The 13,842-nt window shown below is 56.7% G+C and carries 12 protein-coding genes and 2 pseudogenes; 4 read left to right on the forward strand and 10 right to left on the reverse strand.

What is annotated here, in order from left to right; all coding sequences use genetic code 11:
- Positions 1–9: 9 nt before the first annotated feature.
- From GA0061103_RS06355 to GA0061103_RS06385, 6 genes and pseudogenes are all read right to left on the reverse strand, one after another.
- Positions 10–398, reverse strand: a pseudogene (locus tag GA0061103_RS06355) (hypothetical protein); the annotation flags it as partial.
- 265 nt (positions 399–663) lie between these two features.
- Positions 664–891, reverse strand: a pseudogene (locus GA0061103_RS06360) (recombinase family protein); the annotation flags it as partial.
- Positions 892–997: 106 nt separating this feature from the next.
- Positions 998–1,186: a hypothetical protein gene (locus GA0061103_RS06365; RefSeq protein WP_141694420.1), complete on the reverse strand. Its 189-nt coding sequence runs from the start codon at positions 1,184–1,186 to the stop codon at positions 998–1,000.
- 806 nt (positions 1,187–1,992) lie between these two features.
- Complete coding sequence (locus tag GA0061103_RS06375; RefSeq protein ID WP_092708181.1) at positions 1,993–2,769, reverse strand: molybdopterin-dependent oxidoreductase; 777 nt, start codon at positions 2,767–2,769, stop codon at positions 1,993–1,995.
- A complete protein-coding gene (locus tag GA0061103_RS06380) occupies positions 2,766–3,626 on the reverse strand; it encodes a cytochrome b/b6 domain-containing protein (RefSeq protein WP_092708183.1) in 861 nt (286 codons plus the stop codon). The genes GA0061103_RS06375 and GA0061103_RS06380 overlap by 4 nt, the downstream gene beginning before the upstream one ends.
- A gap of 128 nt (positions 3,627–3,754) precedes the next feature.
- Positions 3,755–4,366 carry a hypothetical protein gene (locus GA0061103_RS06385; protein ID WP_092708186.1) on the reverse strand — a complete coding sequence of 204 codons (612 nt, stop codon included), beginning with the start codon at positions 4,364–4,366 and terminating at the stop codon, positions 3,755–3,757.
- Positions 4,367–4,626: 260 nt separating this feature from the next.
- On the opposite strand from GA0061103_RS06385, the gene GA0061103_RS06390 reads away from it, so the two are divergent.
- A complete protein-coding gene (locus GA0061103_RS06390; RefSeq protein ID WP_092708188.1) occupies positions 4,627–5,184 on the forward strand; it encodes a sigma-70 family RNA polymerase sigma factor in 558 nt (185 codons plus the stop codon).
- Positions 5,171–5,812, forward strand: coding sequence for an NrsF family protein (locus GA0061103_RS06395; protein ID WP_092708190.1), 642 nt, complete (start codon positions 5,171–5,173; stop codon positions 5,810–5,812). Before GA0061103_RS06390 ends, GA0061103_RS06395 begins: the two co-directional genes overlap by 14 nt.
- On the opposite strand, the gene GA0061103_RS34980 is transcribed toward GA0061103_RS06395, so the two are convergent.
- Positions 5,796–5,948, reverse strand: a complete 153-nt coding sequence (locus GA0061103_RS34980) for a hypothetical protein (protein ID WP_162747633.1) — start codon at positions 5,946–5,948, stop codon at positions 5,796–5,798. The two genes, GA0061103_RS06395 and GA0061103_RS34980, sit on opposite strands and share 17 nt — an antisense overlap.
- A gap of 33 nt (positions 5,949–5,981) precedes the next feature.
- On the opposite strand from GA0061103_RS34980, the gene GA0061103_RS06400 reads away from it, so the two are divergent.
- Positions 5,982–6,962, forward strand: coding sequence for an SDR family oxidoreductase (locus tag GA0061103_RS06400; protein ID WP_092708193.1), 981 nt, complete (start codon positions 5,982–5,984; stop codon positions 6,960–6,962).
- A 302-nt stretch (positions 6,963–7,264) separates the two neighbouring features.
- Here the strand turns inward: GA0061103_RS06400 and GA0061103_RS06405 are convergent, their stop codons facing one another.
- Positions 7,265–7,744: a hypothetical protein gene (locus GA0061103_RS06405; protein ID WP_092708196.1), complete on the reverse strand. Its 480-nt coding sequence runs from the start codon at positions 7,742–7,744 to the stop codon at positions 7,265–7,267.
- 347 nt (positions 7,745–8,091) lie between these two features.
- The gene (locus tag GA0061103_RS35230) at positions 8,092–9,516 is read right to left on the reverse strand and encodes a hypothetical protein (RefSeq protein ID WP_208603483.1); all 1,425 of its coding nucleotides are present in this window, start codon (positions 9,514–9,516) and stop codon (positions 8,092–8,094) included.
- A gap of 423 nt (positions 9,517–9,939) precedes the next feature.
- Here GA0061103_RS35230 and GA0061103_RS06415 point away from each other — a divergent pair, with 423 nt between their 5' ends.
- The gene (locus GA0061103_RS06415; RefSeq protein ID WP_092708199.1) at positions 9,940–10,953 is read left to right on the forward strand and encodes a FecR family protein; all 1,014 of its coding nucleotides are present in this window, start codon (positions 9,940–9,942) and stop codon (positions 10,951–10,953) included.
- Between the two features lie 34 nt (positions 10,954–10,987).
- Here GA0061103_RS06415 and GA0061103_RS06420 read toward each other — a convergent pair whose 3' ends face one another.
- Positions 10,988–13,159, reverse strand: a complete 2,172-nt coding sequence (locus tag GA0061103_RS06420; protein ID WP_280949793.1) for a CHASE2 domain-containing protein — start codon at positions 13,157–13,159, stop codon at positions 10,988–10,990.
- Positions 13,160–13,842: the final 683 nt, after the last annotated feature.

A 13,842-nucleotide genomic window follows, 5' to 3' on the forward strand; every position in this document is an offset into this window, starting at 1 on the left:
CGCCTGCGGCAGCTGCCGGCGCGCCGTGTCGGGCGCATGCGGGGCATCGACGCGCTGCAGGCCCTTGGCGTGCAATTCCATCTCGACGTCCGCCGGCATGCCATGACTGGGATCGCCTGCGTGTTCGACCGGATCCCAGAGATGATGGGCGATGAATTTCAGGAGCTGCCTTTCCGGCGCCCGCCAGGGCGGGGCGGGGCAACGTCGGTGGCGAGCTCGCACCAGGTTTCGAAATAGCCGAGATGGGAGGCGAGCGCCCGAAGCGTATTTGCGCCCATGCTCTCCTTGACCAGATGTTTGAGGGTTGCGTCCTCGTCGGTCAGCAGGGCTGCGGACTGATCGTGGCGGGCAAAGGGCCGAATGTACGGGGATTTGCGGTCAGAGAAATCTGCCGGCACCCTCTTGGAAGGCCGTGAAGGTTCGGCTCGACGGGCCTACCGGCGAAAGCTGAACAAAGGGCGGGACGGTGCCCGCGCAGCACGCCAGCGATACACTCCAGTCGTTAGTCGTTGATAAATATTCAGCAGAACATGTGATGGAGATCGTCCGGAGTGAGGTTTGGACGACCTTGCCGACAAAACCGGGGAAGGCAAGACGCCGAGCAATCGGACGCATGATGCTGCGTGCCCTCAACGACGAATGAGACCAAATCGATGCGCCTCGTCCAGAAGGTGGCGAACGGATGATGGTTGCCACTTGCCGGAAATGAACGCCACGCTCTTCGAGGTCCTCGATGACCTGTAGAAGATGGCTTACCGATCAGGCGAGGCGATCGAGTCGGACGACAATGAGAACATCGCCGGCAGTGAGTTCGCGGAGCAGTCTCGTGAGGATCGGTCTCGCGCGTGTCGCGCCTGAGCCATGCTCCTGGAATAAGCGCTGCGATTTCGCGGGTGTTCAGCTCCATAGGGCTACAGTAATACCCCTGTCACTGAAGTCAAAGTGTGCCGGTCGGAACCCTGTGGAAGTTGTTGGCATCGAAGAATGGGTCCTCATGTCAATTCATTTCGATCGCCGTGATTTCGCGTAGAAGTACTGCCTCCCAGCGTTGCAGGAAGTCGTGCGAAGCGGCGAAGTCAGGCACCAGTATTTCCATTCTAAGACCAACCCTGTCATAGCTCTTCTGCTTTCCGAATGCCATCTGGTTGGAAATGCCAAAGCGGAAGAGATCGATAGCGTGAAACACCTCGATCAGCCTCTCAGTCTGACTTAGGCGGGCGTTCACACGAAACCGGTAACCGGATTGGTCGAGCCAATCCCTGTTATGTATCCAGATGGCCTTCAGGTCATGGGAATGGAGTAGCCTTGTTCCTAGCTTCCCGCTTTTTGACCGACCATGTCGAACAATGCCTTCAGGCGGAGTTCCAGCGTCTCGTCTGATGCACTCGGTGGGCCAGCGGAGCAGTCCAATTCTCCCATCCCGCTCTTTTGATAGGTTTCAATGACTAGGTCGGCGGCCATCTGGAAGTCGCGAGCTAATTCGGCGTAGCTGCATTGGCTGTTGTGGTTCTCGACGTAATATATGCCGTGACTGTATCCGCGCTTTCGGCAGTAGGACCCGTCCATATCTCGTGCTAGAGGCGGGGATCGTCCGCCGGAGGTTTCTGTTTCATCGGATTTCCTAAGCTGATAGTGGCAAAGGGGCGCCGCCCACCGGCCCTGCTCCGGTAATTGGAAACGCGAAGTCGAGCGCTTTGCGCAAAGATTGCTGATGGATTCGGGGAGCCAGCGCCGTCCTCCTAGATGACAGCTATCTTGCACATCACACCCTAAAGCGGAATGACTGCTGCCAGCCCCAAATCAGTCGTCCCAGCAAGTTCAAGTTCTTGAGCTTGCATAATGAAAATATTGCAAAGGGAATTTTGTAATAACGGCGTCGGCGGTTCAGCTTCTTTCAAAAGCGAGGCTAAAGATTGCGTGCGTGAGGTGCGCCTATGCCACTGATATCGTCTACGATCGTTGCGCCCAATTATTGACGTCTGGTACGACATCTCAGATACCGGCATACCATTCGTAGCCACGATCTTCCCAGAACCCGCCGTTACCACCCCAGAGATCATCGAATCGGTCACGGATTTCGATGCGCATGACATATTTGGCGTGTTTGTAGCCGAGATGTCGCTCGACGCGCAGGCGCAAGGGAGCGCCATGTTCGACTTCCAGATCCTTGCCGTTGAGTGAGTAGGCGAGGATCGACTGCGGATGAAAGGCGTCGATCAGGTCAATACTTTCATAGTAGCGGCCGCTGCCATCGAGTGTTTGTTCCAGTTCATCCGCACAATAGAAGACGGCGTAGCGAGCGCCTGGCTTCAATCCGGCAGTCTGCAGGATTAATCCGAGAGGAACGCCCTGCCATTTACCGATGGCGCTCCAGCCTTCGACGCAGTCGTGGCGGGTGATCTGGGTGCGAGAAGGCAGCTTCTTCAGGTCGGCCAACGAAAATTCCATCGGCCGATTGACCATACCGTCGATCTTGAGCCGCCAGTCGGCGAACTTGGTTTCGACCATCTGGACGTATTCGGCGCTGTTGGGCTGAATTGATCCGTTGGGGTGGAAGCTCGGTGAAATGTCCGCATCGGTATATTCTCGGGCAAGCGTTTGCGGAGACACGATGAGCCGCTGTGTGCCCATGGTCAGCCGCTCGGCCAACGCGAGCACCTTCTGCACGTGCTGGTTCTGGGAAATGTCATCGCAGCCGGTCAGGCCTACGGCGCCCAGACTGGCGGCCGAGCCGATGAGAAAGCGCCGGCGGGTGAAGATGGAGCTCATCGATCAGCCTCCTTGTTGGTAATCGCGTAGCGGCCTGTCACCATCGAACGCATGTTGTTCCAAAGGCCGGAGAGAATGACCATCGCGATATGCACGACGACGAAGGCCACCAGGCTCCAGGCGGTAATGAAATGAATGGAGCGGGCTGATTGGCGACCACCGAAAATATCGAGCAGGAAGGGATAGCCGGCGTCTATCGCGGGCGACATGGTCAATCCCGAGCCGATCATCAGCGGCAGCAGGATGAAGATAACGACGAGATAGGTCAGCTTCTGCAACGCATTGTAGCGCCGCGCCTTTTCGCCTTGCGGGAAGCGCAGCCGGGCGTGGTCCTTGATTTCATGCCATATATTTCTGGGCGCGATATCTTGAGCCGTCGGCGCGAGATCGCGGCGGAAATGACCACCGACCAGGCCGTAGGCCATGTAAACGAGCCCATTGACGACGAACAGCCAGGCAAAGAAGAAATGCCAACGTCGGCCGGCCGCAAGATCCTGGAAGCTCGGTATCGTCGCCCAGGCCGGGAATGCGCGCGGCGTCATTTCGCCATCGACCGTGGAAGCACCGAGGACACCGGTTGTGGTGATCGACAAGCTGCCGATGCGCAATATTCCGGTGATGTTGTCGCCATCCTGATTGCTGGCGATTTCGAACCACGATGGATCTTCAACCGCCCCGTAATTTCCCCAATGTAATTGTGGATCGGCATTGAAGATCTGCATGCCGCTCATCAGCAGCAAGGTCAGACACAGCACATTGATCCAATGCGTTATCCGCGTGAGAGCCGAATGACGACGAATGAAGATCTTGGCGGGGGGAGCTGGCGGCGCGGTGCCGATCTGCTCGATGCTTGCCATGGGTAATTCTCCTGACCTGCCGCCGGAAAGCGGTGTCCGCAATCATATGCTGCGACGCTATCGCCGCTCATTGAGCTGCCCGGATGCGATCGGCAACCGGGCAGCCCCGTGATGTCGGCATGGATGCGTCACATTGGCGGGATGACGCCGTTTATGCCGACCACGACACGGTCGGATTCAACCGTGTTGTCTCCATTGGTCGTGCCGTTGATGATGACCCCCGCGCCGGGTTTGATGTCGTCCTTCGTCGCCTTGCCGAAGGTGACGACCGGCGTGCCGGGCGGGATCGAGATCTTCTTCTCGCCGCCCTTGTAGGTGAGCGACAGGGTGGGGCCGTTGACCGAGGTGACGGCGCTGGCAACCGTCGCATTGGTCATCGAGCTCTTCGGCTTCAGATCCCAGCCGTAATCGCCCTCGCCGGTGCCTTTCATCGCGGCCGGGAAGATCAGCACCTCGAGCGCCCCGTTGATGCCGCTGTCGGTCGGAACGGACGCGATGCCGACGAAATCCCCAGGCTTGATGTCTGTCACGGAGGCGTTGACGATGCCGTTGACGGCCCAGCCGGATTTCAGCTTGACCGTCACGTCCTTGCCTTCGCGCGATTTGACCATCAGCGTATCGCCGCTGAGGCTTTCCACGACCCCGCGAACGCGTGCCTTGTCGGCAGCCTGTGCGGATAGTGTGGTCACGGCTCCAAGCGCCAGCACCATACCCATGATCTTCAACTTCGTGAGCGACATTCTGCTCTCCATATCTTTCATCTTTTCGATATGATGCCCATCCGGCTATCTGGAGCTGGTAGGGCGATCGCTTTGGAAATGAGGCAAGGTGGCTATGGCATCCTACCGGCGACAACCGATTGCCCCTCAATTCCGTCCCCTCATTCGGCGCTTGTGCGAATGCGTTACAGAGATCACGCCGTTGTGATCGCAAGAGAGGCGACAAAAAATCCGGTTCAGGATGTAACAAATAGCGCCGATCAACGAATGACTGCACGCGGATGACGAAATCGGTATCGGAACAGGTCCTGAAAGGTTTGATGCTTCTATCGCTTGACGGCGATGAAGCTGCGTACAGGCGCTTGCTCGTTATTTTGCGGGATCTGCTTTTGGCGTTTTATCGGAGGAGGCTTGGGGTTAACGCCGACCGGGATGCCGAGGATCTGGTCCAGGAGGTGCTTTTGGCGGTGCATAGCCGGCGCATTACCTACGATCGGGAACGGCCGTTCACCGCATGGTTTTTCCAAATCGCGAAATACAAGCTGATCGACCACTTCAGGGTAAATGGCAGCAAAAGAGGCGTCGAAATAGCATTAGGAGACGAGATCGCGGCTGAATTTCGAGAGGAGGCACTCTTTGCTCACCTCGACATCGACCGTCTTCTCGATCAATTGCCTGCCAAACAGAGGGAGCTTCTGCGGCAGGTAAAGATCGCCGGAAAAACCACTGCTGAAGCCGCGGCCGAGAGCGGGCAGTCTGAAGCAATGGTTCGCGTCAGCATTCACCGAGGAATGCGCGCGATTGGACGCAAGCTGGGTTTTGCCAATGACGAAAAATGATGAATTCATCGAGGCTCTGGTAAGCGATCTCACTCCGGTTCGCCATCATGCGCTGCGAGTGAGGCTTGCGCTTACGATCATTGTCGGCGTGATCGGTGCGGCCATCGCACTGCTGATATCGCTCAACTTTCGCCCGCATCTGCACCATGTGACGGTGGCGGCGTTTTGGGTGAAGTTTTTATATACCGCCGTACTCATGGGCGCGACGATCGTGGCCCTTGAACGGGTTGCGCGCCCAGAGGGTTCGATTGGGAGTATGGTTCGGGTTCTGGTCGTGGCATTCAGCATCGTCGTGCTTCTGGCCGTCGCTCAACTCGGACTGTCCCCGGCTTCATCCTATCCGGGTTTAATCGTCGGATATTCGGCGTCTTTTTGCCCGTTCCTGATCGTGGCTTTCGGCATTCCCGCTTTCTGCGCCAACATGTGGTTTCTCAGGCGTGCGGCCCCCACGCGTCCGGCGCTGGCCGGCTTCGTCGCGGGTGCTTGCGCCGGGGGAGTCGGCGGCTGGGTCTACTCATGGGCCTGCGTCGAAAACGGTATTCCATTCATCGCGATATGGTACACGCTCGGCATCCTGCTGAGCGGGTTGGTCGGAAGCCTGGTCGGCAAAGTCAGTCTGCGCTGGTAGCTTCATTTTGACCTGTCGAGGTGCTGCAGGCATGCGGCCGATCTGAAGCTTTTTCCGATTTTTTGATGGTGATGATCATCGTGAGGGTGATCGGCGGGAGACGATCGGGCATTTTCACGTTATGAATGGTGGTCATTGATCCTACCAATCAGACGCTGAGGTCCTTCACATGGCTTTGAACGTGCTTTTCATTGGCGGAACCGGCCAAATCTCATATCCCTGCGTCGAGCGTGCGGTTGACCAGGGACATCGCGTCAGTGTCTACAACCGCGGCCTGAGGGGCGATCCATTGCCCGCAGGTGTGACTTCGATCACCGGCGAACTAGGATCGGCTGCCTATGCCGATCTCGCCAGAGCCAACTATGACGTTGTATGCCAGTTCATCGCCTTCACGCCGGATCAGATTGCGCGAGACATCGAGGTATTTGCGGGCAATTGCGGCCAGTACATCTTCATCTCTTCGGCTTCGGTCTACGAGAAGCCGGCTCGCCACTATGTGATCACCGAAAAGACACCGGCGATCAATCCCTACTGGCCCTACAGCCAGGCCAAGATCGCTTGCGAGGAGCTGCTTATGGCGTCAAAGGGGCTCGCCTGGACGATCGTTCGCCCCAGTCACACCGTGCGCACGGGCCTGCCGATCATGATGGGCGACAGCGACATAATGGCGAGGCGCATGTTGGATGGCGAGCCCACGATCGTCGCAGGTGATGGCCACACGCCGTGGACGTTGACGCGCTCTGTCGATTTCGCAGTTCCTTTCGTTGGGCTTTTCGGCAAGCAGGCAGCCCTGAGTGAAATCTTCCACATCACCTCCGATCGCGCCCATATATGGGATGATATTCAGAAGGCGATCGCCGGATTGCTGGGTGTCGAGGCGAAAATCGTCCACGTGCCGACGGATACACTGATCAAGTACAATCCGGATTGGGTGGGACCACTGATCGGCGACAAGGCCTGGACCGCGATCTTCGACAATTCGAAGGTCAAGCAGGTGGCCGGCGACTTCACCTGCGCCGAAAGCCTGGATGAAATCCTCGCCGAACCGATCATGCATCTGAAGCATCGCCTCTCCAAAAAACGTCCCCCAAAGGGTGAGCTCGATACTTTGATCGACAGAATTTGCGCAGCGCAAAGCGCTTTGGGATAGGACAGTCATCTCTCGAGTGCCGCTTGGGGCGCTGTCTGTTGATTACCAGCTGAAAATGACCCGCTTGCACATTTTACGATCACCCGCTGTGCGCTCTCAACTAATTGAAATAGTTGGCTTTGTTTGCTTCTGTAAGATCGGATTGATATCCTCACATCGTGGTAGCAACTCGACCGCCTTCTGGAGCTGCGTCCACATGCCGTGGCGGAATGGTGCAAAGGACATTCTGGGCTGGTGACAACGAACTTGCCGACATTCTGGAGCGCAATGCGGCACGCCCGTGGTGACTCAGCCGGCGGCTCTCAGTCGCAGTGCTTCGGTGCCTTAAGCGTCTTCACCATCCTGTCAACCAGCGGTCCGAACTGCTTCTGTTGCGCGGTGGGGTACTCGAGTGTGAAGTTCCCCATTGCGTCATCGCAGAGCGCGATCTGCCTCATGTAGATGACCCGGTCGCCCTTGGTTCCCGAAAAGCTCGCCCATGATGCACCGCGCTTCTCGTAGGTGAATTTCCAGCCGTCCTCGGTCTCGAACTTCTTCCGAAGGTCACTCTCGCGGTTGAAGCCGCCTTCCGTCAGATAGTTACCCCAGACCGACAGCTTTGCCGTTCCGTCCGCGCTCTCAAGACCGATCCCGTCGCCATTGTCGGGCGTCTGAACCGTTTTGAAGTCTGCTGGAAGGTCGATGACGTAGCCGAAGCGGCCGTTTTCGTACAGTTTGAAGTCCGCGGCGACAACCGATGTGGCAAATACACATGCGGCGAAGATGGTGGAGAAGCGATACATGGCAGTTCTCTGATGTTTCTCGCGTCAGAGGAAGTCACGAACACCGATCGGAGGTCAACAGATATCATGCCATCTCAAGGGCGTCGTTCCGGAATCATACGAGATCTTCGTCGGCACTGACGCAGCAGCCTAGCGTAAATGAGCTTAGCTGATTCGATCCTTCGTCGGTTTCTATCTCTTCAAAGAGCTATTTAATTTAAGTATCAAGCTGCCAGAGCGATTGTTGTATAACCTGCTGCTAAATATTGGACAATTTCCGGCTCTGTGAGCGCTTAGAATGTCATTTGGCGTGGAACCAAGACCTACCCAAGAATGAGATCGAAACCGCTAAGAATGGCATGGCTACTTCAGGTCGCGCGCAAGAAGAATTCGGTTGGAGTCTTGCCATGTTTCCCGGCTGCGGACCGGTGGTGTGGTTCATCCGAATGCCTCTGGTTGTCCGCTATCAGCATGTCGTCGTCATCCAGCCGCTCGACGACTAAGTAAACATGGTCGGGTCCGGGAGGGTCTGGATCCAGATCGTAAGTTACTCCGACGTCACCGGCTTGCTGGGAGCGAACCTCAATGCGCTGCCAGCCTCGCTTTTCGAGCAGTCGCGCCAGATTGCCTGCTCCGACGGTCATCGGAATGTCGATTCCGGACTCTTGAAGGAGTGCGCTTAGGTGCGCGGCGCATCCGTTGTGTGGAAATTCCGGGAGGGCTTTCGAAGCGGTCTTCCATGCTTTTGCAAGTCCCTGCGGCGATTTTCCATTCTCGATCAGTTCTGGGATGTGGACTTTGTCGTTAGAGGGGCTTGCCCCCTCGACCGATGCCGCTTCTTCCGCAATTACGACGTCGTAAGGTTTGAATTCCTTCCGAAAATTCCCAATATGCCGGTCGGCTAGCTTTGATCCCGAATCCGCATAGCTTTTGAGTTTTTGATAGAAGATTTTCGTTACCTTGCGGAAGCCGAGGTATACCGGATGGAGTTCGTTTGCCCACTCGTCTCTGGTAAGTGTCCCTTGTGTATTGATGAGATGATAGTTGTTTCCTTCGACTGCCTCGAGGCTTAGAAGCATTTTTCGGAATCGCTGTAGAGCATCCTTAGCTATACGCTCTCCATCGATTTGCGACCAGTTATTGAGATCGAGAGCGGGTTTCAGCCATGGTCCGGCACACAAGGGATGCACATAGCTTGGAATCGGAAAATCGTAATCGTGACCAAATATCGGGACTCCCGGAGCGTACCTGTCTCTAAGTTCGAAGAGCGACAGGTACGATTCCTTCACAATGCCCAGGGCCTTCGCAAATCGATCATTATTCAGACCGGAATTCTTGCCGTTGTTGAATTCGAGGAACATTCCAAATCTGCCAACGACGTCGTTTCCGCCGGCCGACACTAAGATGCCATGCGGCTTGCCTCCGATCCAGTTGGCCCCGTCCCTAAGTTGAGCAATCATTCTCTCTTGCTTCGGCCCTGACATCATATCGGTGGACGCATCGCCCCAGTGGGCAAGGTTCAACACAGTTATCGGATGTGTCCCATAGGTCTGAAGTTGGAAAATTACGTCGGTTTGTTGGAAGGCGGGACCGTTGTTCAATAGCGGATAGTCGAACCAGGAATCTCCCGCGGACATCATGACGAAGGGCGGTGCTATCGCCTTCGCGGAGAGTCGCGCAGCAGCCTGTCTTCCGGCGGAAATTCGTGCGATTGTCTTTTGGTGCTCCTTGATGCGCTCACGAATGTCCGCATCGATCCGATCTTGCAGATTGTCGATGGGTAACTTATCCATTGGCATCGTCGCTCCTCCGATGCTTAAGGTACAACCTAGCCGGATACTGGGTTCAAACGGTTAACCGATCAATTCCCCCTTAAGTGGTAGATCAGTTGGCATTTCTGCTCCGAGCGGACTGCAAATCGTGCGATGCATGTTGCGTCGGCAAGGAGCCTGCCTCGCATTCTTCGAGCTCAGCAACCTTGAATAGTATCCCTTTTTTTCCGAGTGCTCCGGAAGAGTTGCTGCAGGGAATATTATTGCAATTATTGTATAAATTCTCGTTTGGAAGATATATAAGGAATATATTTGGTGAAATATACGTGTTTTTTGTCGATTTTAATTCTGAAATAGAAAAATATACGTATATATAATCATAGGTTGTAATTTGTATTAAGGAATATATTGTGATAAATTGCCGGTAAGCTCGGGGAGGGTGAGGTGTTTTATCTGCGTCGCGCCGTGACCGTTGTGTTGAGCGCCATGCTGCTCGCACCATTGTCTTCGAAAGCTGCCGAGAAGGTCGGCCAGGCGGTACTGATTAAAACCGAAGTTACGGGTGCTGGCGGTCCGCTCGCGGTCGATGATCCCGTTCATCGGGACGAGCAAATTCGCACCTCGATTTCGGGCCTCGGACAGTTCACATTTCGGGACGGCACGAGACTGGCCGTCGGAGCCGGATCGTCCGTTACCATCGACAAATTCGTGTTTGATGACTCGGGCACGGTGAAAAAGCTGACCATAAATGCGGCAAAGGGCAGCTTTCGCTGGATGAGCGGAAATTCGAACCACTCAGCCTATCAGATCGTGACGCCGGCCGGAACGATCGGCGTGCGCGGAACCGCTTTTGATTTTTATGTCGGAGCCAACGGCACGACGGCGGTCGTTCTGTTGAACGGCGCTGCGCAATTCTGCGGTGCTGGCGGCTGCAGGCAGTTGAAACAGCAATGTGATTGCGTCGTTGCGAAGCGCAACGGTCAGATCAGCGAACCTCGCCGGGTCAATCGCGACGTTCTCAAAACGCTGGGCAACCAGCGGGCTCTGCCGTTTCTGTCTGGGGATCAGCAACTTTCAGGGCGAATGGGTTTTGCCGGTAGCGGTGGTTGCGGTCTGTCGACGGCGATGAGAGATCGGCCTAACGGCATATCTCCGCGCAGCGCTCCGGCGAACAATCCCAGTCCGACACAGCCCGGTACGCCGAGCGCACCCAGCCTCCAGGGATCGCCACACGCTGAGGTGCCAGCCGCACCACACGAAACTCCCGGCACGCCGGATGTCTCAAATCCGCCAAGTGCGCCCGACAAATCCGGCAAACCGCACGAGCACGATGACGACGAAGGCGAGCATCACGACCGTCATGGCAGAGGCGATCACGGATGGGGTGATCATCAGGGAGACGACCAGGACAGCCAAGGCAATCGTGACGATCACGGTGGCGGAGATCGCCATCGGTAGGACGGTGAGTTGCGAAGGATGGCTATCAAATCAGCTAGATATCGGCTGCTTTGTCCGTAGACTCGTCGACGAAGTGTCCGCCTCGTCGTGAAATCTGGCTGTAAAAATCCTGCAATAGTCCTATTGCCGCGGCTTGCGCCTTAAGTTTGGCGGCGCTGATGAGTTTGCGGCTGCCTGTCGAGCGTACCCGAAGGGCATTGACAAGCTGCCTGTGCGTCGCCTGCAGTTCGACAAATCCGGCGGATTTGGCCACACGTTCGTCGCCGACCACCGCAAAGAGTTTGGTTCGCATACTCTTACCCTTCAGCGTCAGCGCTCCCGCTTCGAGCAGAGCGCAATCGGGCAGCAAGCCCGCTGTCGATTCGGATACCAGAATGTCGAAATTGACGTCCTTGCAGGCGGATTCGATACGCGCGGCAATGTTTACGGCATCGCCGACTGCCGTGTAATTGAAACGGGTCTCGGCCCCCATATTGCCGACGCATGCAAGGCCCGTATGGATGCCGATCCCTATTCCGACCCGCCGCGCGTCTCCGAAACCGAAGGCATCGCCGCCATTGAGGCGGGCGAGTGTTTCCCGCATGCCGAGAGCCGCACGCACGGCCTTGCCGGCATGATCGGAGACATCGACGGGGGCATTCCAGAAGGCCATGATCGAGTCCCCGATGAACTTGTCGAGCGTGCCGTCATTGGCGATGACATGGTGGCTGAGCGCATCGAGCAGCGTGTTCAGAAACGCGACGACGGCGCTCGGGCTCATCTCCTCGCTAATCTGGGTAAAGTTTCGCACGTCGACGAACATGACCGTCAGCTCGCGTTCATCTCCCCCGAGGCGTAGTGCGTTGCGTGTATGCTCGATGCGATGGAGCAGCGATGGCGAGAGGTAATGGCCGAAAGCCCGCCGCACATCGCGCCGCTCCCGATCCGTCACGAGAAAGCGGAATGCCGTTGCAGCGAAGTGCGTGATCGATCCCGAGACGATCGGTGCCAGCGGGTCGAAGAGAAGTCCCCCATAAAGAAAGGCAGCCCAGGAGGCCACAAGGGCAAAAAAGGTAATTAGCAGGCCGCAGGCGAGAGCTGCGGCCGGATTGACGAAGGTGGTGACGATCACCAGAAGGCTGCCCAAGACGGCGATGGACAGGATTTCCAGTCCATCTGCCCAATCCGGCCGGGAAAGGAAGCGGCCTGAAAGGATCTGCTCGACGATCTGCGCGTGGATGGAGACACCCGGCACATTCTCGTCAAGGGCCGTCGTGCGGACATCCTGGAGGCCGGAAGCGGAGGTTCCGACGAAAACGATACTGCCTTCGATGGCAGTTCTGATACCGGCGGAGGCGCCTTCGGTCGCGAGTATCTTGCTTGCCGAAATATATCGCTCCGCGGTGTCGCGGCTGACATAGAGCCAAAGCTCGCCCGCTGCCGTGACCGGCACGACGAAATTGCCGATCTTGACCCGGGTGAGTGTATTGGGTGTGTGCGGCGCAGCGTCAAGCACGTAGGTGGAGGCTCCCTGGGCGACGCGAAGCGCCTCAAGCGCGAGATTGGGATAAAGCTGCTTGCCGTCGCTGAGAAAAAGCGGAACGGCGCGCACCACCGCCGAAGATGTGCCCGGATTAAGGCTGATATGGCCGAGCCCCGCTGCATTGGCTTCCAATTGCGGCTGCAACGGAGTCGCGGCCTTGATTGCAGGCGGCGCACCGGAGGGATCTTCGCCGGTATAGGCAAACCCTGCCTTGACCGGCGGCAGATAGTTTCCCTCGTTGGAGAGGCCGAAGCCCAGGACCACCGGCCTTCCCGACAGCGATTGGGAAAAAATCTCATCGTTATCCGGTAGTTTGCCAAGCACTGACGGATCGATGCCAATGACATCGCGAACGACGTTGCGCGGCGACAGACGGTCCGGCTCGGCGAAGAGGATATCGAAAGCGATAGCGGCTGCGCCCAGATCGGAAAGCCTGTCGACAAGCGCGGCAATCCGGTTTCTTGGCCAGGGCCATTGACCGAACTCCCGCAGCGACGACTCGTCTATGTCGACGACCCGGACAGGCTGGTTCTCGAACGTCCGGGGCACCAGGCGCTGATACTGGTCGAATGTCAAATCGCGGGCGAGCCTTAGCAACGGAGGGTCGCTTGCCCGCAGGGTCGTCAATGCCGTGACGAAGGCCAGGCCGATAACGACGCCAATTTGCTGCGCCCGCGTCACCATTATGGTGTCAGCCCCTTTGCCCTGCATCCCGGCAATAAGTAACGGTTCGAAGAAGTACAAAAATCTATTGGTCTGCTGCACCAAGGAAGAATATGCTGCCTTGTTACCGAGCGCGATGCAATGATCAAAATATCGAAGAGATAGAGAACAGTATTTTGCACCGCGATATTTGAGGTAATGCCGTAGGTTAGCGAAGACTTCGCGAAATCCAACGCTTCAGCCCAGGAATGGGTTCATTCCCGGGAATCGAACATGGCTCTTCGGGCTGACGAGGCGTTTGTAACGGTGGCCACATACCCACATAAGTGCCAATCTGGGTTTTCTGAGTTCAGGGAGTATGTTGGATGAGCCGATTGACAATCGGCATCACTGGCCGGCAACATTAGAGCCTAAAGTCGTTGGCGGCATTTGTCGTTTGGCACTTCTGTGGTTGCTGCCCGTTTGGCAGGAAGTTTCTGTCCTTCTTTGACGTGTGATCGAGTGCGGTCTTCTGTCAGGCCTTTCGTTGCGGCGCTTGCAAAGGCCGCTGGCCGGTATGGTGATCTGCGGAGCGGGTCCAATCTTAATGTCGAAAGGCATGACTTTGTATCTGGCCTTTGACGACAAAAGCACGATGACCTGGCGTCGACATCGAAGCAGGCCGGCAAAGCACTCATGACCACCGCTATCAGCCCAGGTTTTGG

It is taken from the genome of Martinezella multihospitum, from assembly GCF_900094585.1.
Lineage (GTDB): Bacteria > Pseudomonadota > Alphaproteobacteria > Rhizobiales > Rhizobiaceae > Rhizobium > Rhizobium multihospitium.

Excerpts from the sequence above, each read along its gene's own strand:
- GA0061103_RS06375 (WP_092708181.1), bottom strand. The coding sequence starts at position 2,769 with ATGAGCTCCATCTTCACCCGCCGGCGCTTTCTCATCGGCTCGGCCGCC.
- GA0061103_RS06380 (WP_092708183.1), bottom strand. The coding sequence starts at position 3,626 with ATGGCAAGCATCGAGCAGATCGGCACCGCGCCGCCAGCTCCCCCCGCC.
- GA0061103_RS06385 (WP_092708186.1), bottom strand. The coding sequence starts at position 4,366 with ATGTCGCTCACGAAGTTGAAGATCATGGGTATGGTGCTGGCGCTTGGA.
- GA0061103_RS06390 (WP_092708188.1), top strand. The coding sequence starts at position 4,627 with ATGACGAAATCGGTATCGGAACAGGTCCTGAAAGGTTTGATGCTTCTA.
- GA0061103_RS06395 (WP_092708190.1), top strand. The coding sequence starts at position 5,171 with ATGACGAAAAATGATGAATTCATCGAGGCTCTGGTAAGCGATCTCACT.
- GA0061103_RS34980 (WP_162747633.1), bottom strand. The coding sequence starts at position 5,948 with ATGACCACCATTCATAACGTGAAAATGCCCGATCGTCTCCCGCCGATC.
- GA0061103_RS06400 (WP_092708193.1), top strand. The coding sequence starts at position 5,982 with ATGGCTTTGAACGTGCTTTTCATTGGCGGAACCGGCCAAATCTCATAT.
- GA0061103_RS06405 (WP_092708196.1), bottom strand. The coding sequence starts at position 7,744 with ATGTATCGCTTCTCCACCATCTTCGCCGCATGTGTATTTGCCACATCG.
- GA0061103_RS35230 (WP_208603483.1), bottom strand. The coding sequence starts at position 9,516 with ATGGATAAGTTACCCATCGACAATCTGCAAGATCGGATCGATGCGGAC.
- GA0061103_RS06420 (WP_280949793.1), bottom strand. The coding sequence starts at position 13,159 with ATGGTGACGCGGGCGCAGCAAATTGGCGTCGTTATCGGCCTGGCCTTC.